This window comes from Novosphingobium sp. MBES04 (assembly GCF_000813185.1).
Classification (GTDB): Bacteria; Pseudomonadota; Alphaproteobacteria; order Sphingomonadales; family Sphingomonadaceae; genus Novosphingobium; species Novosphingobium decolorationis.
The window spans coordinates 707,978-733,706 of the sequence record NZ_DF850489.1; the positions used below are offsets into that span (position 1 = coordinate 707,978).

Genomic DNA, 25,729 nt, shown 5'->3' on the forward strand with positions numbered 1-25,729 from the left:
GGTGCGCGCATTTAGGCGCACGCAGGCCAAAGGGCAACCTGCAGAAGCCCGCGATTTTGGCGATGGCTGTCATCGCCAAAATCGCGGGGCAAATTTGCAGGACGCGATCACTCGCCGGGCGCGCGCGCCTTGATGGCAAGGGCATGGACCCGCTCGCCGGGAATGTCGCCCAGTGCAGCGTTCACCATGCGCTGGCGCTGGAGGCGCGAAACGCCTTCAAATTGCGCACTTTCGATATGGATCGTGAAGTGCGATTCGCCCGTGCCGTCATCGCCCATGTGGCCCGCGTGATGGGCCGAGTCGTTGACGATCTCGAGCTGGGTGGGAGCGAGGGCAGCGGTCAGGCGCTGGGCGATTTCCTGGGCGATAGGTCCGGTCATGGGGTTTCATTTAGCGACTGTTTCGCCCATCTTGAAGCGGGTGAGACAGCATAGATTTCATGGAAGATACGATTCCGACGGGCGCGAATGCAGCTGGCCGGGATGTGAAGAGGCAGGCGAATTTCGTGCGCCGGGTTCGCGCTCGCCCAGTTTCGACGGGCCAGGCGACTATCGGTGGTTCTGCCTGGAGCACGTGCGCGAGTTCAACGCCGGTTACGACTATTTCGAGGGCATGGAAGCCGAGGAAATCTTCCGCGCGCAGTCTCCGCTGCACGGTTGGGAGCACACCGCGCGCGCCTTCCGCCCCGACGAGACGGTCGATGGCGCGCCGCACTGGGCGCATTTCTCCGATCCGCTGGAGGCGATCCAGGCCCGCGCACGCCAGCACGTCAAGCGCCGCCGTGGCGAGGTGCAGGACGAGATGCGCGCCAACGCCCGTTTCACGCCTGCCGAACGCGGCGCGCTGAAGGTGCTCGGCCTCGAACTCGATGTCGACCGCAAGACGATGCGCATGCGCTACACCCGCCTCCTGCGCCAGTACCATCCCGATCAGAATGGCGGCGATCACGGCCATGCCGAGAAGCTGCAGAAGGTTGTCGAGGCCTACAACCTGCTCAAGAAGGCGGCGGCTTTCGCCTGAAAAGTGGATTAGAAGAGTTTGAAGCGATGATTCCGAGGGCCATTGCCCTCGGGCTCCCAAAACTGTCTGGCTCACCTCTCACCAGCTGCGTGGGCCGAGAGAGGTAAGGTCGCCCATTTTGGGGGCAAGGGGCGATGGCCCCTTGGAAAAGCATACTTCCTTTGTCTTCGCGCTGACTGTCAGCGCTCCAGCACGGCTTTCCAGCGTGCGGCATTGGCCTCGCCGAAGACGCGCGGGACGTCCTTGCCACGGTAGAAGGCCTCGAAGGCTTCGGCGCCTTCGGGGATGACGACCCAGTCCTGCTTGGCCTTGGTGAAGATATGCAGGTCGGGAACCACGGCGTGCGTGTTGTCGAGGGTGCCAGCCCGCACGAAACGGGCCTTGTCTCCGGCCTGGTGGAAGGTGGACCACAGCGAGATGCGGCAGTGGGGGCATCGGAAGTTTGCCTGTCCGTGACCGCTTTGGGTGGGCATTTCCACAGCTTCGGGGGCTTCGCCCAGCAGGGTGATGTGCGCGGTCTCGATCACCAGGTTGAGGGCAAACGCGCTGCCGGTCTGGCGCTGGCAGGCGTGGCAGTGGCAGCATTTGGTGACGATGGGTTCGGCCTCGAGCCGGTAGCGCACCTTGCCACAGTCGCAGCCGCCTTCCTCTCCGCTCAGCATCGCATCACACTCCCTTGATGGACGGGTGGCTCACGCCTTGTCGGACTTGGCGATCAGCGCGCCGTCGATGGCCTTGGCCTCCTTGTAGGCGCTGCGGGCCTGGCAACGCTCGGTATAGGCGACGAAGGATTCGTTGGGCGGCAGCAGGCCGAAGTTGAGCCCCCAATCGATCGAACTTCCGACATAGACATCGGCCATCGTGAAGCGTTCGCCGCACACCCACATGCGGTCTTCGAGAAGGTGGTCGAGCGTGGCGATCAGGCGCTCGAAATTGCCGAAGCTGACGAGCCCTTCCTGCCGCGCGTCGGAGGGGCCGAAGCCCAGCGCCTTGGCGGTGAGGGCCTGGTCGACGGGGCCTGCGCAGAAGAAGGTCCAGCGGTAGTAATCCGCCATCTGCGTATCGTCGGGCAGCAGTTCGGCCTCGGGGTGCATCTCGGCAAGATAGAGGCAGACGGCGGCGGCCTCGCTCACCACGCGCGGGCCTTCGTTGGCGTGATGGATAAGGGTGGGAACCTTGCCCATCGGGTTTGCCGCGAGGAAATCGGCGCTCTTGGCGCTCCAGTCGACCAGTTCCTGATCGTAGTCGGCTTCGACTTCGTGCAGGGCCCAGCGCGCAATCTGCCCGCGCGACATGGGATTGGTGTAGAACGTGTAGTCAGCCAAGAACCGTTCTCCTTGCCCGGCGAACCCCTGCCGCAGAGCCTTGTCCCGGGAAGCTGCGGCAAGGCGCGCCTGCCGTCAATCGCTTCGCGGCGGACCGAAGGTGTGGACATGCCAGGAGATCGCGGGGGCAATGAGGCCCTTTTCGCTCCGATGTGGAGGCAGTCCTGTTTTGTGCCGGTCTGGTGGAGGGTTACCAATTGCAACCATGGGACTTCAGCAGATCTCGCGTCAAACGGATGGCACGTCGGGGGCGGCACTGGCGCAGGCACCGGCCCACAAGGCCCGGCGCTGGTACCAGGACGGCTGCGGGGCTGCCCAGGCGCTTGAGCTCATGGGGGAGCGGTGGTCGCTGCTGATCGCGCGCGAACTCCTGCTTGGGGCGCGGCGCTTCAACGAGATTCGCGCGGCCTTGCCGGGCCTCTCGGCCAAGATCCTGAGCGAGCGGCTGGAGACGCTGGAAGCCAGCGGCGTGGTCCAGCCTTGCCTGCTGCCGCCTCCGGTCTCCGCGCGTGCCTACGGGCTCACGCAATGGGGGCAGGGGCTTGAGGACGTGCTGCGCTCGCTCGTGCGCTGGGCGCATCGCGAGGGGGACGTGCAGGGCGAAGAGCTCCCGCTAACTCCGGTGGCCTTGATGCTCGCCTTGCGGTCCTGGCTCGTTCCCGAACGCATTGGAAAGCTCGATCTGTGGGTCGCTTTCGACATTGCCGAACAGCGTTTTGCCGCGCGCGTTCGGGCCTCCGGCATGACCATTCATCCCGGAGGCGCGGCCCTGCGCGCACCGGACCTGCGCTTCACGGCGCGAAGTGCCCGGGATCTGCACGAGGTGCTCTTTTCAGGCGCAGAGCGTGACGTGCCGGAGAAGGGCCTGCGCAGTGAGGGCGATCCGGCTCTTGCCGACCGCTTTGCCGGACTTTTTGCGCAAGCGGGTCCCGAACCACTCTGATCGTTCGTAGCGCGACGGGTGCCCGACACCAGCGGACCGGGAAAAAGCCTTTGCGGTGCAAAGCATGTTGCGGTGCGGTGCTCTGTCCTTTAGTCGGGTAGCGCGATGACAGAGACAGCGATGACCCAAGCCGAGAACCGCGAAGCCACCGTGCTCGCCGCACCCGATATCGAACTTGATGTTCGCGAAACCTTCGGGATCGACATCGACATGAAGGTGCCTGCCTTCTCCGAAGCGGACGAGCGCGTTCCCGATCTTGACGAGACCTACGTGTTCGATCCGGACACCACGCTCGCGATCCTGGCCGGCTTTGCCTACAACCGCCGCGTGATGGTCCAGGGCTATCACGGGACCGGCAAGTCGACCCATATCGAACAGGTCGCAGCCCGCCTCAACTGGCCGTGCATCCGCATCAACCTTGATGCCCACATCAGCCGTATCGACCTGATCGGGCGTGACGCGATCGTGCTGCGCAACGGCATGCAGGTGACCGAGTTCCGCGAAGGCCTGCTTCCCTGGGCGCTGCAGCACCCGGTTGCGCTGGTCTTCGACGAATACGACGCGGGTCGTCCCGACGTGATGTTCGTGATCCAGCGCATTCTCGAGACCGAGGGCAAGCTGACCCTGCTCGACCAGAACCGCGTGATCCGCCCGGACAAGCACTTCCGCCTGTTTGCGACGGCCAACACGGTGGGCCTTGGCGATACCTCGGGCCTCTATCACGGCACGCAGCAGATCAATCAGGGCCAGATGGACCGCTGGAACCTGGTCGTCGGCCTTAACTACCTCCCGTCGGAAACCGAAGTCGACATCGTGAGCAAGAAGGTCACGCAGGTCGCCCCCGAGGTCATCGCGCAGATGGTCAAGGTCGCTGATTTCTCGCGCCAGGGCTTCATGAACGGGGACATCTCCACCGTGATGAGCCCGCGTACCGTCATCACCTGGGCGCAGAACACCGCGATCTTCAACGACGTGGGATTCGCGTTCCGACTCTCGTTCCTCAACAAGTGCGACGAGACCGAGCGCATGCTGGTGGCCGAATACTACCAGCGCGTCTTTGGCAACGACCTTCCCGAAAGCGTCGTCGGCAAGGCCTGATCTTTCGCTGCACCTGGGTGCGGCGAAGGCTCTGAAAGACAAAGATACATCCAATTGCGCCCCGGAGCGGGAGGGAAACCTCTCGGTCCGGGGCGCAATTGCGTTGGCCGCATGTTGAAAAATACTCACGCGGTGCTGAGAAATGGGTTACAATGCGTATCTGGCAATCGCGCTTTGTTTAACTACATAGCATCGCAACAGGGGCTGACACCAAGCTGACACAATCCCGCAATCTGGTTCGTGTTGGCCATGGCCGTCGATGGTCTGAAACGCACTGCAAAACCCCCGAAGAGGGCCGTTTCGGCGACTGGATGTAGCCTCCCTGTGTGAAGCTGTGTCCCATCCAGGAAACGAAGACCCTGTCATGATTATCGATTTCAAGTCCACCGAACTGTCCACCTTCGATGCCGACGTGTGCATCGTGGGATCCGGAGTTGCGGGTATTACCGTCGCGCGCCGCCTGCTGGCGGCCGGCCGAAGCGTCACGATCCTGGAATCGGGCGGCTTCGACTACGAGGAGGACACGAGCGATCTCAACGCGGGCGAAACGGTCGGCGCGCCCTACTACCGACTCGATCACGCCCGGATGCGCTTCTTTGGCGGCACCACCGCGATCTGGGGCGGGCGCATCGCCGAGCTCGACCCCATCGATTTCGAGCGCCGCGACTGGGTGCCGCACTCGGGTTGGCCGGTCTCCTATGCGCAGATGCAGGAATACTACGACGAATCGCGCGGCTATTTCGGCCTGCCCGAGCGTCGGCTCGAAGCCAAGGATCTGGCGCGCGTCGGCGTCTGGTTTCCCGAATTCGACGATACGATGACCGTGAAGCTGTGGAATTTCGACCCGGAATTCAGTCGCTTCAACATCAAGAATTGCCGTGACCTCGTCAGCCATCCGCGCTGCACGATCCTGACCCACGCCACCGCGACCCAGATCCGGACCGACCACAGCGGGGCCCATGTGACCGGTCTCGACATCGCGAACCTTGCGGGCCGCCGCGCGCGCATCAACGCCCGCGAGGTCGTTCTCGCCTCGGGCGGGATCGAGAACCCGCGCCTGCTGCTCGCGTCCAACCAGGTCCATGCCAAGGGCCTGGGCAACGGGCACGATCTGGTCGGCCGCTTCTTCATGGAGCATCCCCACGCGCGCGGCGGACATGTCACGACCAGGCTCGTCTGGGACATGTTCAAGGCCTATGGCCGCCGCCACACCCTGAACGGCCAGACGGTGGCCGCGTTGCTGGCCGCCGCCGAGAGCACCCAGCGCCGCGAGGGCATGCTCAACACCTCGATGACGATCGCTCCGCGCCAGCCGTCGGACAGCCGCCAGTTCATGGGCATGCGCGCCTACAACAAGATCAAGCACGATCTCTCGCCCACGCGCCACGCGCGTCTCATGTGGCTGGTCACCAAGCGGGCGGCGACGATGGCGCAGAAGGTGGCCGACCCCGCGCGTTCGTGGCTGCTGTACAAGCTCAACCGCGTGGAAGCCGCGCTTCTCGTGCGCGCGGAACAGGCGCCCAATCCCGACAGCCGGGTGCGGCTTTCGGGCGAGCGCGATGCGCTGGGCATGCCGCGCGTGGAACTGGACTGGCGCCTCACCGACCTTGACGTGCACTCGGTCGACCGGCTGGTTTCCACCTTCGGGGCGGAGATCGAGCGGATGGGGCTGGGCAAGGTGGACAAGGAGCCCTGGCTTTCGGGCGCGCGGCGTGAGTGGACGTTCGATCCGCTGGTCAGCGCGCATCCGATCGGCGGCTACCACCACATGGGCACGACGCGCATGTCCAATTCACCATCCGAGGGTGTGGTCGACGCGCAGTGCCGCGTCCACGGGGTCAACAACCTCTACATCGCGGGCAGTTCGGTCTTCCCGACCTCGGGTTGGGCGAATCCGACCTTCACCATTGTCGCGCTGGCGCTGCGCCTCGCCGACCAGATCGCGGGTCAGCCTGCGCAGCCGGTTCTGAAGAAGATCGCCTGATCGCCTGATTGCCTCCTGGGCCTATGTGAAAAGGGCCTGCCGTTCCGTGGGGAGCGGCAGGCCCTTTTCGTGTCAGGAGCTGGTGCGGGCGAAGCTCTTGGGCCGCCCGTCCTTGTCGACGGCGACCATGGTGTAGCGTGCGGTCGCGGCGTGGCTGCGCAGGCCGCTCAGCAGTTCCTCGGCCCACAGTTCGACCTCGACCAGCATCGAGGTGCGCCCCGTCATGCGGATGCGCGAGACGAGCTCGATCATCGAACCTTCGCGGATCGGCGAGGTGAAGTCGATGCGGTCGGAGGAGGCCATCACCACGATCTCGCGGCAATGGCGGGTGGCCGCGATGAAGGCGGCCTTGCCCATCATCTTCATGGCATCGCCGCCGAACAGGTTGCCGTGGTGGTTGGTGGAGGTGGGAAAGACCATCTCCACCATGCGCAGCGGCTCGTCCTCGGCTGGTTCGGGGGCCGGGGCAGGCATCGGCGGGAGGGGCAGGCGCGTATCGGGGCCCTTGCGTGCGACCATGGTGAAGAGCCCGCGCGTCAGGTTGCGCCGCTCGCCGCTCACCAGTTCCTCGGCAATGACATTGACTTCGACATCGAGCGAGCTGTTGCCCACGCGCGTCAGCGTGCCATGCACTTCGACCATTTCGCCCGAGAACCCGGGCGCGGTGAAGTCGATGCGTTCCGAGCGCGCGGTGACGAAGGGCGCGCGGCCGTGCCGCGTGGCGGTCAGGAAGGCCACCTTGTCCATATGGGCCAGAGCCACACCGCCGAACAGCGTGCCATGGTGGTTGGTGTCGCCCGGAAAGATCATGTCGATCAGGCGCACCGAGCTGTCGGCAAAGGTCTGGGTGTCTTCGGGGGTAGGGGCAATCAGGTAATCAGAGGACATTCGGGTTCCCGCGTGGACGTGGTGGCAACAGGGACGGCGCAGGCATACCCCAGCTTCGGCGTAATGCCGGGAAGGGGGACCTTTGCTCTCCTGTGGGGTTCGGGCGCGGCGCGTGCGGGGCGCTCATGCGCCCGCAGCTTTAGTGCGCCCCGGTTGCAGCGCCGCCGTTCCGGGGCTGCAACACGTGCGTCGCGTATCCCTGTGAGCGTTACCGTCTCAGGTCAAGGGCTTGGCGCGAAGGCTTATTGCTGTGCGGATAGCGCGCGCTCGAAGCGCTCAGGCCTCGGGATAGATGGCGCGCACGAAGTAGAGCCCGTCGGGCGGCGCGTTCAGGCCAAGCGCCTGCCGGTCCTTGGCGGCCAATGCCTTGCCGACTTCGCTCTCGTCCCAGCGGCCCATGCCGACCAGTGCGAGGCAGCCCACCATCGAGCGCACCTGGTGGTGCAGGAAGCTGCGGGCCTCGGCCTCGATCAGCACCATATCGCCTTCGCGCCGCACGTCGAGCCGATCGAGCGTCTTCAACGGGCTTTGCGCCTGGCAGTGGACCGAGCGGAAGGTGGTAAAGTCGTGGCGCCCGACCAGTGCCTGCGCGGCGCGGTGCATGGCTCCCTCGTCGAGTGGGCGCGAGACCTGCCACGCCTTGCCGCGCTCCAGTGTCAGCGGGGCGCGGCGGTTGGCGATGCGGTAGATGTAGGAGCGCCCGATGCACGAAAAACGCGCGTGCCAGTCGTCGGGGACCACTTCGCAGGCGGTGACCGCGACGGGATCGGGCCGCATCCTGGCGTTGAGCGCTTCCATCAGGCGAAAGGCGTCGAAGGGTTTGGCGATCTCGATATGCGCGCGCATGCCCAGCGCATGGACGCCCGAATCGGTGCGTCCGGCCGCGTGCATGATTACATCCTCCCCGGTGATGGCGTGAGCCGCATCCTCGACCGACTGCTGCACCGAGGGGCCGTGCGACTGGCGCTGCAGGCCCATGAAGGGCGCGCCGTCGAATTCGAGAGTGAGGGCAAAGCGGGTCACGCGATCTGGGTTCCCACAGGGATCGCGCGGCCGCGCAGGAGGTCCTGGGTCGCCATGGCCGGCTTTCCGGCGCGCTGGATGCGCGTCACGCGCAGCGCCCCTGTGCCGCAGGCGATGGTGAGCGCATCGTCGAGCGTCGTGCCCGGCGCTCCGGTGCCGTCGACGACCTCGGCCGCGTGGACCTTGTAGCGCTTGCCCTCGAACTCGAAAAAGGCGCCGGGCGCGGGCATGAAGGCGCGCACCTTGCGTTCGATGGCCTGGGCGTCCTGCGTGAAGTCGATGCGGGCCTCGCCCTTTTCGATCTTCCTGGCGTAGGTGACGCCATCTTCGGGCTGGGTGACGGGTCGGTGATTGGTCAACTCGCGCAGCGTGCCGACCATGAGCTGTGCGCCCTTGTCGGCCAGTTCCGCGGTCAGCTCGCCAGTGGTCTTGCCATCGATGGTGGTGCGCAAGGTGGCAAGCATGGGGCCGGTGTCGAGGCCCTTTTCCATCTGCATGATGGTGACACCGGTGGTCGGGTCGCCCGCCTCGATCGCGCGGTGGATGGGCGCCGCGCCGCGCCAGCGCGGCAGGATCGAGGCGTGGATGTTGAGGCAGCCGTGGCGCGGCGCATCGAGGATCGCCTGGGGCAGCAGCAGGCCATAGGCCGCGACCACCGCGACATCGGCCTCGAGCGCGGCGAAGGCGGCCTTCTCCTCTTCGCCCTTGAGCGAGACCGGCGTGCGCACCTCGAACCCGCGCATTTCGGCCACCTTATGGACGGGTGTCGGGGTCAGTTCGCGGCCGCGGCGGCCACCGGGACGGGGCGGCTGCGAATAGACGCAGACGATCTCGTGGCCAGCATCGGCCAAGGCTTCCAGCGCCGGGACCGCGAAATCGGGGGTTCCCATGAAGATGATACGCATATTGTGGGCAACTTCCTCGCTCGTCGTGGTGCCGGGCTTCCGCTCGGACCGGGGAGGCCCTATCTCTCTCCTCATGGCATCGCAAGAGATCGAGACGCTGACCGCCGCGCTGGCCCGCTTGCCGGGCCTTGGCCCCCGTTCGGCCCGGCGCGCGGTGCTCTGGCTCATCAAGCGGCGTGAAAGTTCACTCGTTCAGCTGCTCGAGGCGCTCGATGCGGTGCGCGAGACGCTGGTCGAATGCAGCGTATGCGGCAATGTCGACACGCGCGACCCTTGCGGCATCTGCGCCGATCCGAGGCGCGACCAGCGTTCGCTCTGCGTGGTCGAGGAAGTGGCCGATCTGTGGGCGCTTGACCGTGCGCATCTCTTTACCGGGCGCTACCATGTTCTGGGCGGACGGCTCTCCGCGCTTGATGGCGTACGGCCCGAAGACCTTGCCATCGACAGCCTGCTTGCCCGGATCGAGGAGGGCGGCATCGATGAGATCCTCCTCGCCATGAACGCCACGCTCGAAGGCCAGACAACCGCGCACTACATCGCTGAAAAGTTGGAGAACCGGCCTGTGCGTATCACCCAGCTGGCGCATGGTTTGCCGGTGGGGGGTGAACTCGATTACCTGGATGAAGGCACGCTGGCGCAGGCGATCCGCGCGCGCCGCCCCGTCACCTGAGCGAGGGGACTGGCGGCACGATTTCTGTGATCGCCATCGCAATCTTGCGAAACGCGCAGGCTGCGCTTATTTGCAAGGCATGGCTATCCGCGAAATCCTTGAAGTTCCCGATCCTGTCCTGAAGCAGGTCTCCAAGCCCGTCGAAACTTTCGACGACGAGCTCAAGACCCTTGTCGAGGACATGTTCGAGACCATGTACGATGCCCCCGGCATCGGTCTTGCCGCCATTCAGGTCGGCGTTCCCCTGCGTGTCCTCGTGATCGATCTCCAGCCCGACGATCCCGATGCAGAGCCCGAAGTGTGCAACCACGGCGGGCACCAGCACACGCACCAGCCCACGCTCAAGGAGCCGCGGGTTTTCATCAACCCGGTCATCCTCGACCCGTCCGAAGAGCATAGCGTCTACCAGGAAGGCTGCCTCTCGGTTCCCGAGATCTACGCCGACGTGGAGCGTCCCGCGACCTGCCGCGTGCAGTACCAGGACCTGGACGGCAACCACCATGAGGAAGCCATCGAGGGCATGCTGGCAACCTGCCTGCAGCACGAGATGGACCACCTCGAGGGTATCCTGTTCATCGACCACCTCTCGCGTCTCAAGCGCCAGATGGCGCTGCGCAAGCTGGAAAAGCTGCGCCGCGCGGCCTGATCCATCCAGAATTGCGGACAACGGACCGGGAAGGTCTGGCGTTCTTGAATTGTTCCAACTAGAATGGCGGCATGGACATCATCCTTGCCGCCATTCTTGCACTCGTCGTCGGCCTTGGTGCCGGCTGGTTCTTCGGCTCGCGCCCCACAGCGCAGGCCAACGCGCGCCTCGCCAGGAGCGAACGCGCCCTCCAGGAACTGGAAGAGCGCTTCCGCGCCGCGATCCGCGATCTGGCGGGAGCCGAGGCGCGCGCGGGGCGTGCGGACGAATATTCCGCCGCCCTGACCCGCGAGCGCAGTGCCTATGCCGATCAGCTGGAGCGTGTGCGCGGGGAGGCTACGGCCACTCTGGAGCGCGAACGCGCCGAGGCGACTGCGCGCTACGATGCGGCCCGCAACGCGTTTGACACCGAGATGGGCCGTCTGCGTGAGGCCTATCGCGAGGCCAGCGACGAACTTTCCACCCTGCGCGAAAAAACCGCCAACTTTGATGAGCAGAAGCGCCTTCTGATCGAGGCGCAAGACGCGCTGCGCAAGGAGTTCGAGAACGCGGGGGCCAAGGTCCTCGAAGGTGCGCAGGAAGCCTTCCTGCGCCGCGCGGGTGCGCGTTTCGAGGAAAGCGAGAAGGCCAACGCCGAACGCATCCGCGCGCTGCTGGAACCCGTCGGCGCGCGCCTTCAGAGTTATGAGGCGCAGGTGTCCGAGCTGGAAGCCAAGCGCGTCGATTCCTTCGGCCAGCTGACCGGCCTCATCCAATCCATGCGCGAAGGGCAGGAGCGGGTGCGTGAGGAAGCGCAGCGCCTTGGCAACAGCCTGCGCAACGCCCCCAAGGCGCGCGGGCGCTGGGGGGAGCAGCAGCTGCGCAACCTCCTGGAGCAGTGTGGCCTGTCCGAACACACCGACTTCGTGACCGAGCATTCGATCGACACCGAGGAGGGGCGTCTGCGTCCCGATGCCATCGTCAACATTCCGGGGCAGAAGAAGCTGGTGATCGATGCCAAGGTGTCGCTCAACGCTTACCAGGAAGCCTTTGAGGCCGAGGACGATGCCGCGCGCGAACTGGCGCTCAAGGCCCATGTCGCCTCGATGCGAAATCATGTGCAGACATTGGGCGCAAAGAGCTATCAGAGCCAGTTCGAGGACGCCCCGGACTACGTGGTGATGTTCGTGCCGGGAGAGCATTTCGTGGCAGCCGCGCTCGAATACGATCCGGAACTGTGGGACTTCGCTTTCCGCAACCGCGTTCTCCTGGCCACGCCCACCAACCTTGTCGCCATCGCGCGCACGGTCGCGCAGGTCTGGCGCCAGGATGGCCTCGCCCGTGAAGCGCGCGAGATCGGCCGGATGGGCGGTGAACTGTACGACCGCATCGCGGTGGCGGCCGAGCACATGAAGCGCGTGGGCGCGGGGCTGGAAACGGCGGTCAACAATTACAACAAGTTCGTCGGCAGCTTTGAGCGCAACGTACTTTCGTCGGGACGGCGCCTGCGTGAAAAGCACATCGAGATCGGCAAGCGTGAGATCGAGGAGGCTCCCCGTGTCGAGGCCGCGCCGCGCTACGGCGCTGCGGATATCGAGGACGCGCTCCCGGAGTATCCCGAAGCTGAAGCGCGTGCTGCGCTGGCTTCGGCTGACAAGGACTAAGGAGCGCTCAGTCCTCGACGCGGATAAGCTCGGCGGTGTGGCCGCTCGATTGCAGGATCATGCGCTCCTCGTTCACGCGGATGCGCGGCGTGGACGCGAGGAGTGAGCCGACGGCCTTTTCCTGATCCCAGGCCGGGGCAGGGCAGGCCATTTCGGTCTGCACCAGGGGGCCGGCGACGAGACGGTCGGCGGAAATCCGCCAGGGCCCGCTCATGCGGTTGCAGCCGACGAGAACGCGGACCTCGCCCTTCTCGAAGCGCATGTCAGCCGCATCGGACATCGGCGACTGGCCGTCGATCAGGGCAAAGCTCCAACGGCTGGCGCTGAGGTGCTGGCCTTCGGTGTCCGGGGCGCAGGCGATGAGGGCCAGCGTGGGAAGGGCGCCTGCCAAGGCGCGGCCGAAGGAACAAACTCGAATCATGCCTGCATGGTGCCATGCAGCATGTGAGAGCGCGATGAACGGGCCTATCCGCAAAAGGCAGGCGCAGTCGCGCTGGGCTACCCGCCGCGCTCAGGGATCGAGGTGGGCGAGGGCTTCGTAGGCGAGGACCGCGCCTGCGACAGCGGCGTTGAGGCTGTCCGCGCGCCCGCGCATCGGGATCGTGACCCGCAGGTCGCAGGTGTCTTCGTATTCGGCCGGGAGCCCTTGCGATTCGTTGCCGACCATGAGGAAGCAGGGCGCCGCATATGGCGCCTTGCGGTAGTCGGTCGGGTCACGCAGCGAGGCGGCGACCAATTGGCCCTCGCCTTCGCGCAGCCAGGACTGGAATTCATCCCAGCGCGCCATCGCCAGCTTCTGCGTGAAGATGGCGCCCATGCTGGCGCGCACGGCTTCGACCGAAAAGGGGTCGGCGCAGTCGTCGATAAGGATGAGGCCGCCAGCCCCGACCGCATCGCCGGTGCGCAGCATCGTCCCCAAGTTCCCTGGATCGCGCAGCGCCTGCGCGACGAGCCAGATGGGAGCGGCCTGCCGGTCAATCCCGGCAAGGCGCGTGTCGAACTCGGCGAAGACCCCGGCAACGGCTTGCGGGTTGTCCTTGCCGGTCACCTTGGCGAGGATGTCCTGGTCCATCTCCACGACTTCGCCGCCCGCCGCGATTACGGCCTCTTCGAGTTGGTCGAGCAGGGGATGGGGGGCGCGGCCCGTCGCCATGACGAGCATCTCGGGGAGAATGCCCGATTCGCGCGCGTCGGTCAGCAGGCGCAGGCCTTCAGCCAGGAAGCGCTGCTCACGCCGACGGTGCTTCTTGTCGCGCAGCGAGCGCAGGAACTTGACGAGCGGATTGGAAAATCCGGTGATGGTGCGGCGGTACGTCACGTCGGGATGCGCCTTCTCAGCCCTGGTCTTCGCCAAAGCCGTCGCGCACCAGCGCAACAAGCCGGTCGAGCGCGGACTGCGCGTCGTCGCCGGTGCACGCGATCTCGATGCTGTCGCCCTTGGCGGCGCCCAGCATCATCAGGCCCAGGATCGAATTGCCCACCGCGCTTGCGCCATCCTTGCTGACCGAAACCGACACGCTTGCGGGCAATTCGGTGACGTAATTCACGAACTTGGCACTGGCCCTGGCATGAAGTCCGCGCTTGTTAACGATGGTCACCGTCTCACGGCAGTCGTTCATGCATCCTGTCCCAGGTATTCGCTTGCGATGGTGATGTAGTTGCGCCCCGCTTCACGCGCAGCCACGGCGGCGTCGCGCACCGACATGCAGGCGCGGGCCTTGGCGAGGCGGATCAGCATGGGCAGGTTGATCCCGGCGATGACTTCGACCGTTCCGGCTTCCATCAGCGAGATCGCGAGGTTCGAGGGTGTTCCGCCGAACAGGTCGGTGAGGATGATCACGCCTTCGCCGCTGTTCACCTTGACGATGGCCTCGGCAATCTCGGCACGGCGCCGCTCCATGTCGTCGTTGGGACCAATGCACACGGTCTCAACCGCCGTCTGATCGCCGACGACATGTTCCATTGCGTGAACGAACTCTTCGGCAAGATTGCCGTGAGTGACCAGAATCATGCCGATCATGTTGAGGAAACGCTCCGAATACCCTGCAGTTGCACCCGGATCTTAGTGCTTGTCATCACGCCGCGGCTCTCCTTCAAGAAGATCGGCTGCTCGTGAGCCCAGGTTGCGGTGCAGCAATGTGGGGGAAAATCCCGAGTGGCGCAAGGCCGATGCCATCTGTTCCGCGGTAAAAACCGAACGGTGTTTCCCACCGGTACACCCGAAGGCGATATGGACATAGCTTTTGCCTTGCGCCTTGTAGCGCGGCAGCAAGAGCAGGAGCAGGTCGCGTATCCGGCTGAATGCCTCGGAAAAGGCCGGATCCTTGCGGATGAAATCGCCAACGGCCGCGTCCTGCCCGGTCTTTGGGCGAAGGTCCGGGTCCCAATGGGGATTGTCGAGGAAGCGCATATCGAAGACCAGGTCGGCGAGCGGGGGCATCCCGCGCGCGAACCCGAAACTTGAAATGGTGAGGGTGGTACCCTCGGTCGCGCTTTCGGCGAATCTCTCGCGAATCACGCGCTGGAGATCGTTGCTGGTGAATTCGCTGGTATCGATCAGCACCTCCGCCCAGCGCCGCAGCGGCGTGAGCAGGTCGCGCTCGGCCTGGATCCCGGTTGCAACGGGGGCGTCCGCGGCGAGCGCATGGCGGCGGCGGGTTTCGTTATAGCGGCGCTCGAGCTCGGCGCTCTGGCAATCGAGGAAGAGTGTCGTGAGCGCGATGTCTGGACGCTCACTAAGGGTTTTTACCTGGGCGATCACACGCTCGGGATCGAAGCCGCGGGTGCGCGAATCGAAGCCGATGGCAAGGGGCGTGGGCAGATCGCTCTGCGCCTCGCCCGGAACGTCAAGCAGACCTTCGAGCAGGCGGATCGGGAAGTTGTCGATGATTTCCCAGCCAAGGTCCTCCAGGACCCTGAGAACCGTGGTTTTTCCGGCACCAAGCATGCCGGTGACAAGCAGGACCGATTGACGCTGGGGTAGCGCCGGGTCAGTCCCCGTGTCGTGGGCGCCGTGTGCGCTGGCCTCGGGGGTGGGCTCAGGTGTTGCGGTCATCGGGGCTGTTTGCGCTCCTCAGCCCGGAAAGGGAAGGGAGAGTTTGGTCTTATCCGACCGATTTTGCCCGGTCCTGCTTGCGCGTGTTTTCAGCGAGTTGCGGGCCCTAGGCCATGGACGGCGAGCGCGCGTTCGGCCTTGATGGCCATCGGGCCGCTCTCGGGCGAAAGGCGCAGGGAAGGAATGACCAGCCCCGCAAGCTCGATGCCCTGGCTTTCTCGATGAAACGCGGAGCGCTGCTATCCAGGAGGATGTGGAGGCAGACCCGAGCCTCGGCGCAGAACGGTTCATCGAGGATGCCAAGATTGCGGACTTCGATCAGACCGGCTGTGCGGGGGTGGGGCCTGGCGACGAGATGCCCGGCGCGCGGTTCGAGGACTACGCCATCATCGCCCACGAGCACTGCGCCCCGGTCTATCAACTCGAGCGCGAGCGAGGTCTTGCCCGCGCCCGACGGGCCTTCAATGAGAATGGCGCGCCCCGCGCACGCGACGCAGGTTGCCTGTCGGACCAACGAAGGCGAGGCACCGGTGGTCATGCCTCGGGCTCGCTGGGCCATTGGGGAAGGGTGAGGACGAAGCAGCCACCCGGCAATCCGTCGTCGCGATCGGTTGCAAAGAGCGAGCCGGAGTGGGCATCGACAATGGTGCGGGCAATCGAGAGCCCCAAGCCCGAATGGCGCCCGAATTCCTCCGACGAGGGGCGCAGCGAGTGGAAACGCTCGAAGATCCGTTCGCGTGAGGCCTTGGGAATGCCCGGGCCGTGGTCGCTGATCGTGATGCGCACCTTGCTCTTCACGCTCTCCAGGGTGACGTCGATGGGCGCGCCCTCGGGGGAGAAGGATACGGCGTTGTCGAGCAGGTTCTGGAGCACGCGTTCAAGGCGCGGGGCGTCACCCGGCGCGACCAGCGGGCCCGCCCCCGTCTGCGCGATCACGACCTCGCTCGCGCCGTTCACGCCGCGCTGGGCGCGCTCGGCGACAAGGGCGCGCAGGAGGCTGTTCATGTCGACCGGCTCGAAGGTGGTACGGCTGAGCTGCGCGTCGATACGGCTGGCATCGGCGATCTCGGTCACGAGGAAATCGATCCGCCGTACATCGTCGTTGGCCACCGTCACGAGCTGGCGACGAAGGTCGGGATCGTCCACCCGCTCCAGGTTCTCAAGGGCGCTGCGCAGCGACGTGAGCGGGTTCTTGAGTTCGTGCGCGACATCGGCCGCGAAGCGCTCGACCGCGTCGATGCGCAGCCGCAGCGCGCCGGTCATGTCGGAGACGGCGCGGGCGAGGAGGCCGATCTCATCGCGGCGGTCGGGCAGGCGGGGGACGACCACGCTGCGCTCGCGTCCGAGGCGCACGCGCACCGTCGCGCGTACGAGCTTGCGCAAGGGATCGACGATCGTGCGGGCGAGGAACAGCGACAGCAGGATCGAGACTCCAAGTGCAGCGCCCACGATGATTGCAAGTGTCTGGCGGGCCATGCGCACGTTCTCGGTGATGTCGCGCGCGTTGCGGGTCATCAGCAGGATTTCGCCCCTGTCGCCGAGCGGCGTGGCGGCAAGGATGACCGGGGTCTGGTCGGGCGCGGCCTTCTGGTCGATGCGCGTTTCGCCTGTCGCGAGCGCCTCGCGGGCGACAGGCCAGTCCTGGATCGCCTGTTCGGGTGGGTTGCGGTAGGCCGGGATGCGCCGGGCACCCAGGAGAAAGTCCATGCCCTGATCGAGCAGGCGCGCCGCGTCCTGTAGCCAGGGTTCGCTGTCGGGATCGATGAAGCGGTAGGAAGGGGGGGCCAGCTTGAAGCTGTCCGCGACAAGATCGCCATCGGCATCGTAGAGGCGCAGGCGCAGCTTCTGCGTGGTTCCGATGCGCGCGATCAGGTTGCGTTGCCTGTCGAGGCTTTCCCCGGAGAGGGCCTGGGCGGTGATCTCGGCTTCGCTGCGGGCAAGGCGAAAGCGTTCGTCGAGAAGTTCGCGGCGGTAGCTGTCGATGTAGAAGAGGCTGCCCGCCATGAGGGCGAGCGCGATGATGTTGACCGCGAGGATGCGCGCGGTCAGCGAGACGCGCCAGGACAGCCCCAGGCGGACGGGCAGCGAGGCCGCGATGCGGGCATGCGAGCGCTCGGCCATGCGCTCAGACGGTCCGTCGGGGCACGATCACCCCTCGCCACTCGCGGCGTGCTCGTCCGAGAACGAGTAGCCCGCGCCGTAAAGGGTATCGATGGCATTGAAGGACGGGTCGACCGCGCGGAACTTGCGGCGCAGCCGCTTGATGTGGCTGTCGATGGTCCGGTCATCGACATAGATGTCGTCGTTGTAGGCCGCGTCCATGAGCTGGTTGCGGCTTTTGACGACGCCCGGGCGCAGCGCCATAGCTTCCAGGATCAGGAACTCGGTGACGGTGAGCGAGACCGCCTGTCCGTCCCATTCCACCTGGTGGCGAGCCGGGTCGAGCGCGAGGCGTCCGCGCACGACGGGTTCGGGCAGGTTCTCCTGGATGGGCTGCTCTGGCCCTGTGCGCACCAGTTCGCTGCGCCGCAGGATGGCGCGGATGCGGGCGGCAAGAAGACGCTGGCTGAAGGGCTTGGTGATGTAGTCATCCGCGCCCATCGCAAGGCCAAGCGCCTCGTCGGGTTCCTCGTCCTTGGAGGTGAGGAAGATCACCGGCAGGCTGGAGCGCTCGCGCAGATGGCGCAGCAATTCCAGACCATCCATGCGCGGCATCTTCACATCGAAGATAGCCAGGTCAGGCGGATTTTCGAGGATCGCTTTCAGCGCGGTTTCGCCGTCGGTATAGACCCTTGTGGAAAAACCTTCGGCCTGCAGCCCGATCGAGACCGTGGTCAGGATGTTGCGGTCATCGTCGACCAGCGCGATCGTGTGGCGGCGCGTCTCGCCCTGGGCGCTGCGGGGCTCGGAAGCGGAGGACGGGGATGCTGGCACGGACATCGCAGGTGCCCTGGTCCTTTCTCAAAACGCGAAGAGGCTGCCTAGCCGCTGGACGCCTGACTGGCAATGTGGCGAACCCTGGGAACGGGGTGGGGCGCAAGGGGCGCCTGGGGCATCTGGCCTGTTTCTTTCGCGTTTCGGCCCTTTGCGGTTCCATTTGTTGTCAATTTGACGGAAAAGAATGCGTCGATTATCCGCGGTCCCGATTCCTGAGGAGGAATTGATGATGCCATCGCCGGATAGTCTGGCGAGGTGTCACGTTGGAGGAGATGACATTGACCGCTTCCCTAAGCTACCCGCTCGATAAACAAGGGATCGCCACCAAGGCGGAGATTTTTGCGAACCTGGGCACCGCGCCCCTGGTTGAGCATGCCATCCGGAACGAGGAAGGCACCCTGTCCGCAGATGGGCCTTTCGTTGTTGCGACGGGCAAGCACACGGGCCGTTCGGCCAAGGACAAGTTCATCGTCAAGGACGCCGAGACGGAAGACACGATCTGGTGGGGCAACACCAATGTGCCTATGACGCCGGAGCATTTTGCGGCGCTTAAGGAAGATTTCCTCGCGGCCGTTGGCGGCAAGGACAAGCTCTACATTGCGGACCTGTTCGGCGGTTCGCAGCCCGAGCACCGCGTCAAGGTGCGCGTCATCAACGAGTTCGCCTGGCACAACCTGTTCATCCGCACCCTGCTGGTGCGTCCGGGTGCCGAGGAACTCGCCAGCTTCGTCCCCGAGTACACCATCATCGACCTGCCCAGCTTCAAGGCCGATCCGGCCCGCCACGGCAGCCGCAGCGAGACCGTGATCGCGGTCAACTTCACCGAGAAGCTGATCCTGATCGGCGGCACGGCCTATGCCGGCGAGATGAAGAAGTCGGTCTTCGGCATCCTCAACTACCTGCTCCCGACCAAGGGCGTGATGCCGATGCACTGCTCGGCCAACATCGGCCCCGATGGTGACACGGCCGTGTTCTTCGGCCTTTCGGGCACCGGCAAGACCACGCTGTCGGCCGACGCCTCGCGCACCCTCATCGGCGATGACGAGCACGGCTGGTCGGATACCGCGGTCTTCAACTTCGAAGGCGGCTGCTATGCCAAGATGATCCGTCTCTCGGCAGAAGCCGAGCCGGAAATCTTCGCCACGACCAAGCGTTTCGGCACCGTTCTCGAGAACGTCGTGATCGACCCGGAAACCCGCAAGATCGACCTCGACGACAACTCGCTCGCCGAGAACAGCCGCGGATCCTATCCGATCGACTTCATTCCGAATGCCTCCGAGGACAACCTCGGGCCGGTGCCGAAGAACGTGATCTTCCTCACCGCCGACGCGTATGGCGTGCTGCCTCCGATCGCGCGTCTGACGCCCGACCAGGCGATGTACCACTTCCTGTCGGGCTACACCGCGCGCGTCGCGGGCACCGAAATCGGCGTGACCGAGCCGGAGGCGACCTTCTCGACCTGCTTCGGCGCGCCGTTCATGCCGCGTCACCCCTCGATCTACGGCAACCTCCTCAAGGAGCGCATCGCCAAGGGCGGTGTGAAGTGCTGGCTGGTCAACACCGGCTGGTCGGGCGGCAAGGCGACCATGGAAGGCATCAAGCGCATGCCGATCAAGGCGACCCGCGCGCTGCTCAATGCCGCGCTCGACGGCAGCCTCAACACCGCCGAGTTCAAGGAAGATCCCAACTTCGGCTTTGAAGTGCCCGTGGAAGTGCCCGGTGTTGACACCGCGCTGCTCGATCCGCGCGGTGCCTGGGCCGATGGCGCCGAGTACGACAAGACCGCGCAGGTTCTGGTCAAGAAGTTCATCGACAACTTCGCCCAGTTCGAAGCGCACGTTGACGAGGGCGTCCGCCAGGCCGCGCCCGTCACCGCCTGACAGGCGCGCTAGCAACCTATGACATGAAGAAGGCCCCGGACGCTTCGGCATCCGGGGGCCTTCTTTCCTTGCGGGACGCGCGCGGTGCCTCCCGGCAGAACCAGGAGAGAGAGACATGGGACTATTGGACGGCGTACTGGGGCAGATGGGCGGCAACGCCGATGTGGCCAATCTTGCCGGGCAACTCGGCATACGACCGGAAATGGCCGAGAAGGCCGTGGCCGCGCTCGGCCAGGCGCATCAGCAACCGGGCGACACAGCTGAACTTGCAGCCGGGCGCACGGGGCTCGATGTTGCCACGATCCAGCAGATCATCACCGCCATTGGCGGCGAGAGCGCGCTGGCGCGCTTTGCCGGTGAAATCGTGTCCAACCCGCAGGTCATGGCGTTGCTCGACCGCGACGGGGACGGCGATGCGATGGACGATATCGCAGGGTTCGCTTCGGGGCTGTTCGGACGAAAGTAGAGCTTCCCGGATGAAAAAGGCCCCCGGATGCGGACATGCACCCGGCGGCCTTTTCGCTTTTTCGTGACGTGACCGCCTAACCCTTCACGCCCGCGATGTAGCGCGTGATGTTGTCGCCCAGAACGTCGAGGGGGACGTTGCCCCCATTGACCACGGCCTGGTCGAAATCGCGCAGGTCGTAGGCATCGCCCAGCTCGGAAATGGCGCGCAGGCGCTGGCGGTTGATCTCGTTGTGGCCCATCTTGTAGCCACAGGCCTGGCCGGCCCAGGAGCAGTAGCGGTCGACCTCGTTGACCACTTCCTCACGCTTGTTGCCGTTCTTCTCCATGAAGAAGCGGATGCCTTCCTCGCGGCTCCACCCTTGCGAGTGCAGGCCGGTGTCGACGACCATGCGGCAGGCCCGGAAAGCGATGGACTGGAGGTAGCCCAGGCGCCCGACCGGATCATCGTCATAGGCACCCAACTCGTCGCCCAGCTGCTCGCCATAGAGCGCCCAGCCTTCGGAATAGGCGTTGAAGGCCAGGATCGAGCGGATCAGTGGCAGGCGGTTGGCGTATTCGCCCTGCCAGACGTGGCCGGGGATCGTCTCGTGGTGGACGAGGGTGGGCAAGTCGTACTTGCGGTGGAGGTCCGTGGTGCGCAGGTTGATCCACATCTTGCCCGGCACCGTGCCGTCCTTGGAGCCCGCGCCGCCATAGGCGGTAGGAGCGCCCGGTTCCTCGGCAAGGGGCAGGCGGCGGACTTCGACGTTGCCTGGCACCAGTTCGCGGAACGCGCGCGGCATCTGCGAGGTGATCCAGTCGATACGCTGACGGATGAAAGCCATGATCTGGTCGCGGCCCTCATCGCCCTTGGCGAACATGAAGCGCGGGTCCTTGCCCAGCGCGGTCATGCGCGCGCCGACGGTGCCTTGGGTGTAGCCAAGCTCCTTGAGGATCGGGTCCATCCGGCCATGCAGTTCGGCAAGCTGTTCGTGGCCGAGCTTGTGGATCTCCTCGGCGGACATGGCGGTGGTGGTGCTGGCTTTGAGCGCCCAGGCGTAGAACTGCGCGCCGCCGGGGCGTTCGCGCAGGCCCGGTGCGCTGGAGGCGAGGCCACGCTGGCGCTTGAGTTCGGCGAGCTGGCGCTGGAGTGCGGGCAGCACGTCGCCCGCGACAAGGCTTTTCGCCTGCTTCTCCCAATCGCCCTGGAACGTCGCGGTGCGGTTCGCGACCGAGGCAACGAGCCCGCCGCCGTCCTTGCCCGCGTCCGCCACCGTGCTCTCCATCTGCGCGATGGCACGGTCGAGCAGGAAGTCGGGCGGCACGAGGCCCTTGTCGGTCGCGGCCTTCATGCGCACCAGTTCGCCGTCGAGCTGGTCGTCCATCTGGGCAAGGCGTGCGATATAGGCGTCCGCATCTTCAGGCGTCTTGATCGGATGGTCCGCATCAAGGAAGCGCGGCGTGTCGAGATAGGCGCCCACGTTCTGGATGACGACGTAGGGCGTGTTGCGCCAGCTGCCCACGGCAACGTCGCCATAGGGCTGCGCGAAGCCTTCGAGCGAAGTCGTATAGGCACTCTTGATGACTTCCAGGCTGGTGCGGGTCGCGGGATCGATGCCAGTCTCATCGAAGGCGGAGACCGCCGCGAGATCGCGCCGCAGCAGGGCGGCCATGCGTGCCACGCCATCGGGGGAGCGGTCCTCCATGCGGCTGCGCAAGGCGGCGTGCGCCCCCGTATCGACGCCCAGGCTGGTCGCCGTGCCGGGATTGAGATCGAGGAAATTCCAGGCGAGCGTGTCGAGAAGCGCGCTCGCCTCGGCTGAGGCGGGCGAGCCTGAAGCACTCTGGGCAAGCGCGCGGGAGCTCCCCGGAAGGGCCACGGCGGCGACGCCGCAGGACAGGATCTGGAGAGCGTTGCGACGGGAAAGCGGCGCTGCGGCCGATGCAGGGTGTGTCATGGCGCGAAACTGGCTCCGACAGGCGGACAAGTCAAACGCGGATGGGGATGAAAGGAGGGGGAAAGCGGGGCCGGATCGGGGCTCGCATGGCGTCCGGGGATCGGCTATCGCCTTGCCATGGCTATTGCGCTTTCCCTCATGGTCCTCGCCAGCATCGCGCTGGTGCTGGGCAGCATCGCCCTGTGGCGCCGCCCCGGCCATCGCAAGCGGGCCGTGTTGATGCTCGTCCTTGCAGGGATCATGGCGATCAACGTCGCGATCCTCACCGTGCCGACGCCCGATGGCCGCTCGCTTGCCGGTATCGCCGAAACGCAAGAGGCGCCGCAGTAGCCCTGCGACGCCCCGTCTTGCGTGCCTTGCGTGGACTTGCGCGATTACTTGATCGGGCAGTCCGGCGCGAGGCGCATGTCGAGGTAGTTGTTGACCGACTTCATCAGGTCATCGGTCTCGTTCTCGAAGAAGTGGTTGGCCTTGCGCACTTCATCGTGGTGAATGGTGATGTGCTTCTGCGTGCGCAGCTTGTCGACCAGCTTCTGCACCGCGTTGGGCGTCACCACCGTGTCGGCTTCACCCTGGATGATGATGCCCGAGGCCGGGCAGGGCGCAAGGAAGCTGAAGTCGTACATGTTGGCGGGCGGCGCGATCGAGATGAAGCCGCGGATCTCCGGGCGGCGCATCAGGAGCTGCATGCCGATCAGCGCGCCGAACGAGTAGCCCGCGATCCAGGTGGTCGAGCTTTCGGGGTGGATCTGCTGCACCCAGTCGAGCGCGGCGGCCGCGTCCGAGAGTTCGCCGATGCCGTTGTCGAAGCTGCCCTGGCTGCGGCCCACGCCGCGGAAGTTGAAGCGCAGGGTGGCAAAGCCGCGCGCCACGAAGGTCTTGTAGAGATGCTGCGTGATGCGGTCGTTCATCGTGCCGCCCGCCTGCGGGTGCGGGTGGAGGATCATGGCGACCGGCGCGCGCGGACGCGGCGCGGGCTGGAAGCGGCCTTCGAGACGGCCTTCGGGTCCGGGAAAGATCACTGCGGGCATGGAATAGCGAACCTGACTTGTTGAGGCTCCGGCAAGAATGGCCGCGCAAGGAAGGGGCCGTGATTGCAGGAGTGGAAATGGGAGAGCAGCTTATATAGAAACATTCGTACCAAAAACAATCACGACAAAACAAGCGGAGCCGCCAATTTCTTCCCCTGTCTACCTGGACCATGCCGCAACCACCCCCTTGCGGCCCGAGGCGCGCGCCGCCTGGCTTGAAGGTGCCGAAATCTGGGCCAATCCCTCCAGCCCGCACAAGCAGGGGCGCGCCGCGCGCGCCGCGCTCGAGGATGCGCGTGAGCGGGTGAAGCGGGCGCTGGGCTGGAGCGGTGAACTTCTTTTCACCTCGGGCGCGAGCGAGGCGCTGGCTCTCGGGCTGGGCCGCGCGAAGGTGCAGCGCCGGCTTGTTTCGGCGGTCGAACATGACGCGGTTTTCCGTGCCGCGCCCGATGCCGTCGAAGTGCCGATGGCAGGGGGTAAGTTGGACGCAGAGGCGCTGGCCGAACACCTTGGCGAGGAGGGGCACTGCGTGCTCGCGCTCCAGTCGATCAACTCCGAGACCGGGACCGTGCTCCTGCCTTCGGGGCCGAGCGAGGCGTTGGAGGCCATGCGCGCGGCCGGAGGGCTGCTGCTTGCCGACTGCTCGCAATCGGCCGGCAAGGCGCCGTTGCCGGAGGCGGATCTCATCGTGGCCTCGGCCCACAAGCTGGGTGGCCCCGTCGGGATCGGGGCGCTGCTGGTGCGCGACTTTGCGCTCCTGGAGCCAACCGGCGGGCAGGAGCGTGGTTACCGCGCGGGGACGGAAAACCTGCCCGCCGCGATGGCCTTTGCCGCTGCGCTGGACGCGGGCGGCGTCGAAAGCTGGGCGACGAGCGAGGAGGAGCGCTTTGCCTTCCGCGACCGCCTCGCCGAATTTGGTGAGGTGATCCAGCCCGGCACGGCCTGCTCGCACATCTTCGCGGTTGCGGCGCCCAGGCTTGCGGCAACCGCCATGCTGATCCGGCTCGATGCCATGGGCTTTGCGATTTCGGCGGGAAGCGCGTGCTCGTCCGGCACGCTCAAGCAGAGCCGGGTGCTCAAGGGCTTCGGCATCGACGAAGGCACCGCACGGCGCACCGTGCGCGTCAGCATCGGCTGGAACACGACACCCCAGGACCTCGATACCTTCGCGGACGCCTGGGCGCAGGTGAACGCATGATCTATCTCGACTATCAGGCAACGACCCCATTGGCGCCCGAGGCGCGCGAGGCCATGCTGCCCTGGCTGGGTGGGCCTGAGACCAGCGGCTTTGCCAACCCGCACAGCCCGCATCGTCCCGGACGCATGGCGGCGGCGGCCGTGGAAGTCGCGCGCGACCAGGTAGCCGCCCTTCTGCCACCGGGAGGCCGCGTGATCTTTACCTCGGGCGCGACCGAGGCGATCAATCTGGCATTGGTTGGAAGCGGGTCTAAGCGGCTGGCCGTGTCGGCCATCGAGCATTCGGCCGTGCTCGACACCGCGCGTTGGATCGATCCTGGCTCTCAGGAAATCCCGGTCGGAGAGGACGGCTGTGTGGCTGCGGACGCGTCGCTGCGCGAGGGCACCGACCTCGTCGCGGTCATGCAGGTCAACAACGAGATCGGAACGGTCCAGCCCGTGGACGAACTGGCGCAGCGCGCCCATGCGGCAGGCGCGCTGTTCCTGTGCGATGCGGTGCAGGGAGCCGGCAAGATCGCGCCGCCGCAAGGCGCGGACATGGTCGTGATCAGCGCGCACAAGATGTACGGTCCCAAGGGGATCGGGGCGCTCTGGGTGCGCGATGGGCTCGATCTCGCCCCGCTGATCCGCGGCGGCGGGCAGGAGCAGGGCCTGCGTTCGGGTACCTTGAGCCCGGCGCTGTGCGCGGGGTTTGGCGCTGCAGCCGCACTGGCGCTCAGGAGCTGTGATGAGGACGCGGTGCATATTGCCCGGCTTTGGGACAGCGCGCGTGCGGCTTTGCCGGACTGGGACCTCAATGGCTCGGCCGAACGGCGCTGGAAGGGAAATTTAAACTTGCATCGCAAGGGTTTGGATGTAGCCCGTCTGATGTCTGATCTTCGCGCCGTGGCGTTTTCGGCTGGCTCGGCTTGCGCCAGCGGCTCGGGAAGGCCCAGTCATGTGCTGCGCGCGCTCGGACTTGCCGACAGTGCGGCCAAAGCCTCTATCCGTTTGGGATTCGGGCGATATAGTACGCAACGGGACATAGAGGATGCCTGCGCTCAAATAGAAGCCGCTGCGGCGGCGCAGGGAGTCTGAAA

General features: G+C 65.7%; 28 protein-coding genes. 12 read left to right on the plus strand and 16 right to left on the minus strand.

Annotated elements, in window-relative coordinates:
* Positions 1 to 107 precede the first annotated feature (107 nt).
* The gene (locus tag MBENS4_RS16990; RefSeq protein ID WP_039393004.1) at positions 108 to 380 is read right to left on the minus strand and encodes a BolA family protein; all 273 of its coding nucleotides are present in this window, start codon (positions 378 to 380) and stop codon (positions 108 to 110) included.
* Positions 381 to 573: 193 nt separating this feature from the next.
* On the opposite strand from MBENS4_RS16990, the gene MBENS4_RS16995 reads away from it, so the two are divergent.
* On the plus strand, positions 574 to 1,020 hold the full coding sequence (locus tag MBENS4_RS16995) for a J domain-containing protein (protein WP_338422161.1): 447 nt from the start codon (positions 574 to 576) through the stop codon (positions 1,018 to 1,020).
* Between the two features lie 179 nt (positions 1,021 to 1,199).
* Here MBENS4_RS16995 and MBENS4_RS17000 read toward each other — a convergent pair whose 3' ends face one another.
* Both MBENS4_RS17000 and MBENS4_RS17005 read right to left on the minus strand, forming a co-directional pair.
* Entirely contained in the window at positions 1,200 to 1,682 is a 483-nt protein-coding gene (locus MBENS4_RS17000; RefSeq protein ID WP_039393023.1) for a GFA family protein, read from the minus strand.
* Between the two features lie 30 nt (positions 1,683 to 1,712).
* The gene (locus MBENS4_RS17005; RefSeq protein ID WP_039393025.1) at positions 1,713 to 2,345 is read right to left on the minus strand and encodes a glutathione S-transferase family protein; all 633 of its coding nucleotides are present in this window, start codon (positions 2,343 to 2,345) and stop codon (positions 1,713 to 1,715) included.
* A 205-nt stretch (positions 2,346 to 2,550) separates the two neighbouring features.
* On the opposite strand from MBENS4_RS17005, the gene MBENS4_RS17010 reads away from it, so the two are divergent.
* The 3 genes from MBENS4_RS17010 (at position 2,551) to MBENS4_RS17020 (ending at position 6,370) form a co-directional block, all read left to right on the plus strand.
* Positions 2,551 to 3,288 (plus strand): winged helix-turn-helix transcriptional regulator, encoded by a 738-nt coding sequence (locus MBENS4_RS17010; protein ID WP_084592216.1) that lies wholly within the window; start codon positions 2,551 to 2,553, stop codon positions 3,286 to 3,288.
* Positions 3,289 to 3,408: 120 nt separating this feature from the next.
* Entirely contained in the window at positions 3,409 to 4,386 is a 978-nt protein-coding gene (cobS, locus tag MBENS4_RS17015) for a cobaltochelatase subunit CobS (RefSeq protein WP_413465125.1), read from the plus strand.
* Between the two features lie 364 nt (positions 4,387 to 4,750).
* Positions 4,751 to 6,370 carry an FAD-dependent oxidoreductase gene (locus MBENS4_RS17020; RefSeq protein ID WP_039393028.1) on the plus strand — a complete coding sequence of 540 codons (1,620 nt, stop codon included), beginning with the start codon at positions 4,751 to 4,753 and terminating at the stop codon, positions 6,368 to 6,370.
* A gap of 72 nt (positions 6,371 to 6,442) precedes the next feature.
* Here MBENS4_RS17020 and MBENS4_RS17025 read toward each other — a convergent pair whose 3' ends face one another.
* The 3 genes from MBENS4_RS17025 to fmt form a co-directional block, all read right to left on the minus strand.
* Positions 6,443 to 7,258: an acyl-CoA thioesterase gene (locus MBENS4_RS17025; RefSeq protein ID WP_052322480.1), complete on the minus strand. Its 816-nt coding sequence runs from the start codon at positions 7,256 to 7,258 to the stop codon at positions 6,443 to 6,445.
* Between the two features lie 276 nt (positions 7,259 to 7,534).
* Positions 7,535 to 8,281, minus strand: a complete 747-nt coding sequence (gene truA, locus MBENS4_RS17030) for a tRNA pseudouridine(38-40) synthase TruA (RefSeq protein WP_039393083.1) — start codon at positions 8,279 to 8,281, stop codon at positions 7,535 to 7,537.
* Positions 8,278 to 9,186, minus strand: coding sequence for a methionyl-tRNA formyltransferase (fmt, locus tag MBENS4_RS17035; RefSeq protein WP_039393085.1), 909 nt, complete (start codon positions 9,184 to 9,186; stop codon positions 8,278 to 8,280). Before fmt ends, truA begins: the two co-directional genes overlap by 4 nt.
* A gap of 73 nt (positions 9,187 to 9,259) precedes the next feature.
* Here fmt and recR point away from each other — a divergent pair, with 73 nt between their 5' ends.
* The 3 genes from recR (at position 9,260) to rmuC (ending at position 12,145) form a co-directional block, all read left to right on the plus strand.
* The gene (gene recR / locus MBENS4_RS17040) at positions 9,260 to 9,856 is read left to right on the plus strand and encodes a recombination mediator RecR (RefSeq protein ID WP_039395244.1); all 597 of its coding nucleotides are present in this window, start codon (positions 9,260 to 9,262) and stop codon (positions 9,854 to 9,856) included.
* Between the two features lie 79 nt (positions 9,857 to 9,935).
* Positions 9,936 to 10,502 (plus strand): peptide deformylase, encoded by a 567-nt coding sequence (gene def / locus MBENS4_RS17045; RefSeq protein ID WP_039393087.1) that lies wholly within the window; start codon positions 9,936 to 9,938, stop codon positions 10,500 to 10,502.
* Between the two features lie 71 nt (positions 10,503 to 10,573).
* Complete coding sequence (gene rmuC / locus MBENS4_RS17050; protein ID WP_052322481.1) at positions 10,574 to 12,145, plus strand: DNA recombination protein RmuC; 1,572 nt, start codon at positions 10,574 to 10,576, stop codon at positions 12,143 to 12,145.
* A 7-nt stretch (positions 12,146 to 12,152) separates the two neighbouring features.
* Here the strand turns inward: rmuC and MBENS4_RS17055 are convergent, their stop codons facing one another.
* The 8 genes from MBENS4_RS17055 to MBENS4_RS17090 all read right to left on the minus strand — a co-directional run bounded on the left by MBENS4_RS17055 (position 12,153) and on the right by MBENS4_RS17090 (position 18,140).
* Positions 12,153 to 12,566: an META domain-containing protein gene (locus MBENS4_RS17055; RefSeq protein ID WP_084592217.1), complete on the minus strand. Its 414-nt coding sequence runs from the start codon at positions 12,564 to 12,566 to the stop codon at positions 12,153 to 12,155.
* Positions 12,567 to 12,656: 90 nt separating this feature from the next.
* Entirely contained in the window at positions 12,657 to 13,463 is an 807-nt protein-coding gene (locus MBENS4_RS17060; protein WP_039393089.1) for a TrmH family RNA methyltransferase, read from the minus strand.
* 16 nt (positions 13,464 to 13,479) lie between these two features.
* A complete protein-coding gene (locus MBENS4_RS17065; protein WP_039393091.1) occupies positions 13,480 to 13,764 on the minus strand; it encodes an HPr family phosphocarrier protein in 285 nt (94 codons plus the stop codon).
* Entirely contained in the window at positions 13,761 to 14,165 is a 405-nt protein-coding gene (locus tag MBENS4_RS17070) for a PTS sugar transporter subunit IIA (RefSeq protein WP_039393093.1), read from the minus strand. Before MBENS4_RS17070 ends, MBENS4_RS17065 begins: the two co-directional genes overlap by 4 nt.
* 42 nt (positions 14,166 to 14,207) lie before the next feature.
* Positions 14,208 to 15,200: an RNase adapter RapZ gene (gene rapZ, locus MBENS4_RS17075; protein WP_052322482.1), complete on the minus strand. Its 993-nt coding sequence runs from the start codon at positions 15,198 to 15,200 to the stop codon at positions 14,208 to 14,210.
* 106 nt (positions 15,201 to 15,306) lie between these two features.
* Positions 15,307 to 15,759, minus strand: coding sequence for an HPr kinase/phosphorylase (locus MBENS4_RS17080; RefSeq protein ID WP_340140847.1), 453 nt, complete (start codon positions 15,757 to 15,759; stop codon positions 15,307 to 15,309).
* The gene (locus tag MBENS4_RS17085; RefSeq protein WP_039393095.1) at positions 15,735 to 17,321 is read right to left on the minus strand and encodes a sensor histidine kinase; all 1,587 of its coding nucleotides are present in this window, start codon (positions 17,319 to 17,321) and stop codon (positions 15,735 to 15,737) included. Before MBENS4_RS17085 ends, MBENS4_RS17080 begins: the two co-directional genes overlap by 25 nt.
* A 27-nt stretch (positions 17,322 to 17,348) precedes the next feature.
* On the minus strand, positions 17,349 to 18,140 hold the full coding sequence (locus tag MBENS4_RS17090; RefSeq protein WP_084592218.1) for a response regulator transcription factor: 792 nt from the start codon (positions 18,138 to 18,140) through the stop codon (positions 17,349 to 17,351).
* Between the two features lie 269 nt (positions 18,141 to 18,409).
* Here MBENS4_RS17090 and MBENS4_RS17095 point away from each other — a divergent pair, with 269 nt between their 5' ends.
* Positions 18,410 to 20,017 (plus strand): phosphoenolpyruvate carboxykinase, encoded by a 1,608-nt coding sequence (locus MBENS4_RS17095; RefSeq protein WP_039393097.1) that lies wholly within the window; start codon positions 18,410 to 18,412, stop codon positions 20,015 to 20,017.
* Between the two features lie 115 nt (positions 20,018 to 20,132).
* Positions 20,133 to 20,483, plus strand: a complete 351-nt coding sequence (locus MBENS4_RS17100) for a hypothetical protein (RefSeq protein ID WP_039393099.1) — start codon at positions 20,133 to 20,135, stop codon at positions 20,481 to 20,483.
* Between the two features lie 76 nt (positions 20,484 to 20,559).
* Here the strand turns inward: MBENS4_RS17100 and MBENS4_RS17105 are convergent, their stop codons facing one another.
* Positions 20,560 to 22,422: a DUF885 domain-containing protein gene (locus tag MBENS4_RS17105; RefSeq protein ID WP_039393101.1), complete on the minus strand. Its 1,863-nt coding sequence runs from the start codon at positions 22,420 to 22,422 to the stop codon at positions 20,560 to 20,562.
* A gap of 117 nt (positions 22,423 to 22,539) precedes the next feature.
* Between MBENS4_RS17105 and MBENS4_RS17110 the strand changes: the two genes are divergently transcribed.
* Positions 22,540 to 22,752 (plus strand): hypothetical protein, encoded by a 213-nt coding sequence (locus MBENS4_RS17110; RefSeq protein ID WP_039393103.1) that lies wholly within the window; start codon positions 22,540 to 22,542, stop codon positions 22,750 to 22,752.
* A gap of 44 nt (positions 22,753 to 22,796) precedes the next feature.
* Here MBENS4_RS17110 and MBENS4_RS17115 read toward each other — a convergent pair whose 3' ends face one another.
* Positions 22,797 to 23,453 (minus strand): alpha/beta hydrolase, encoded by a 657-nt coding sequence (locus MBENS4_RS17115; RefSeq protein WP_039393106.1) that lies wholly within the window; start codon positions 23,451 to 23,453, stop codon positions 22,797 to 22,799.
* Between the two features lie 187 nt (positions 23,454 to 23,640).
* Here MBENS4_RS17115 and MBENS4_RS17120 point away from each other — a divergent pair, with 187 nt between their 5' ends.
* On the plus strand, positions 23,641 to 24,651 hold the full coding sequence (locus MBENS4_RS17120) for a cysteine desulfurase family protein (RefSeq protein ID WP_242404990.1): 1,011 nt from the start codon (positions 23,641 to 23,643) through the stop codon (positions 24,649 to 24,651).
* Complete coding sequence (locus tag MBENS4_RS17125) at positions 24,648 to 25,727, plus strand: cysteine desulfurase family protein (protein WP_039393108.1); 1,080 nt, start codon at positions 24,648 to 24,650, stop codon at positions 25,725 to 25,727. The genes MBENS4_RS17120 and MBENS4_RS17125 overlap by 4 nt, the downstream gene beginning before the upstream one ends.
* The last annotated feature ends 2 nt before the right edge of the window (positions 25,728 to 25,729 follow it).

What these genes read in the sequence shown, in the direction of transcription:
- MBENS4_RS17115 (WP_039393106.1), bottom strand. Translation starts at nt 23,453, where the DNA reads ATGCCCGCAGTGATCTTTCCCGGACCCGAAGGCCGTCTCGAAGGCCGC.
- cobS (WP_413465125.1), top strand. Translation starts at nt 3,409, where the DNA reads ATGACCCAAGCCGAGAACCGCGAAGCCACCGTGCTCGCCGCACCCGAT.
- MBENS4_RS17090 (WP_084592218.1), bottom strand. Translation starts at nt 18,140, where the DNA reads ATGTCCGTGCCAGCATCCCCGTCCTCCGCTTCCGAGCCCCGCAGCGCC.
- MBENS4_RS17085 (WP_039393095.1), bottom strand. Translation starts at nt 17,321, where the DNA reads ATGGCCGAGCGCTCGCATGCCCGCATCGCGGCCTCGCTGCCCGTCCGC.
- MBENS4_RS17065 (WP_039393091.1), bottom strand. Translation starts at nt 13,764, where the DNA reads ATGAACGACTGCCGTGAGACGGTGACCATCGTTAACAAGCGCGGACTT.
- rmuC (WP_052322481.1), top strand. Translation starts at nt 10,574, where the DNA reads ATGGACATCATCCTTGCCGCCATTCTTGCACTCGTCGTCGGCCTTGGT.
- def (WP_039393087.1), top strand. Translation starts at nt 9,936, where the DNA reads ATGGCTATCCGCGAAATCCTTGAAGTTCCCGATCCTGTCCTGAAGCAG.
- MBENS4_RS17010 (WP_084592216.1), top strand. Translation starts at nt 2,551, where the DNA reads ATGGGACTTCAGCAGATCTCGCGTCAAACGGATGGCACGTCGGGGGCG.
- fmt (WP_039393085.1), bottom strand. Translation starts at nt 9,186, where the DNA reads ATGCGTATCATCTTCATGGGAACCCCCGATTTCGCGGTCCCGGCGCTG.
- rapZ (WP_052322482.1), bottom strand. Translation starts at nt 15,200, where the DNA reads ATGACCGCAACACCTGAGCCCACCCCCGAGGCCAGCGCACACGGCGCC.
- MBENS4_RS17110 (WP_039393103.1), top strand. Translation starts at nt 22,540, where the DNA reads ATGGCTATTGCGCTTTCCCTCATGGTCCTCGCCAGCATCGCGCTGGTG.
- MBENS4_RS16990 (WP_039393004.1), bottom strand. Translation starts at nt 380, where the DNA reads ATGACCGGACCTATCGCCCAGGAAATCGCCCAGCGCCTGACCGCTGCC.
- MBENS4_RS17020 (WP_039393028.1), top strand. Translation starts at nt 4,751, where the DNA reads ATGATTATCGATTTCAAGTCCACCGAACTGTCCACCTTCGATGCCGAC.
- MBENS4_RS17080 (WP_340140847.1), bottom strand. Translation starts at nt 15,759, where the DNA reads ATGGCCCAGCGAGCCCGAGGCATGACCACCGGTGCCTCGCCTTCGTTG.
- recR (WP_039395244.1), top strand. Translation starts at nt 9,260, where the DNA reads ATGGCATCGCAAGAGATCGAGACGCTGACCGCCGCGCTGGCCCGCTTG.
- MBENS4_RS17055 (WP_084592217.1), bottom strand. Translation starts at nt 12,566, where the DNA reads ATGATTCGAGTTTGTTCCTTCGGCCGCGCCTTGGCAGGCGCCCTTCCC.
- MBENS4_RS17000 (WP_039393023.1), bottom strand. Translation starts at nt 1,682, where the DNA reads ATGCTGAGCGGAGAGGAAGGCGGCTGCGACTGTGGCAAGGTGCGCTAC.
- MBENS4_RS17070 (WP_039393093.1), bottom strand. Translation starts at nt 14,165, where the DNA reads ATGATCGGCATGATTCTGGTCACTCACGGCAATCTTGCCGAAGAGTTC.
- MBENS4_RS17125 (WP_039393108.1), top strand. Translation starts at nt 24,648, where the DNA reads ATGATCTATCTCGACTATCAGGCAACGACCCCATTGGCGCCCGAGGCG.
- MBENS4_RS17105 (WP_039393101.1), bottom strand. Translation starts at nt 22,422, where the DNA reads ATGACACACCCTGCATCGGCCGCAGCGCCGCTTTCCCGTCGCAACGCT.
- MBENS4_RS17095 (WP_039393097.1), top strand. Translation starts at nt 18,410, where the DNA reads ATGACATTGACCGCTTCCCTAAGCTACCCGCTCGATAAACAAGGGATC.
- MBENS4_RS17100 (WP_039393099.1), top strand. Translation starts at nt 20,133, where the DNA reads ATGGGACTATTGGACGGCGTACTGGGGCAGATGGGCGGCAACGCCGAT.
- MBENS4_RS17025 (WP_052322480.1), bottom strand. Translation starts at nt 7,258, where the DNA reads ATGTCCTCTGATTACCTGATTGCCCCTACCCCCGAAGACACCCAGACC.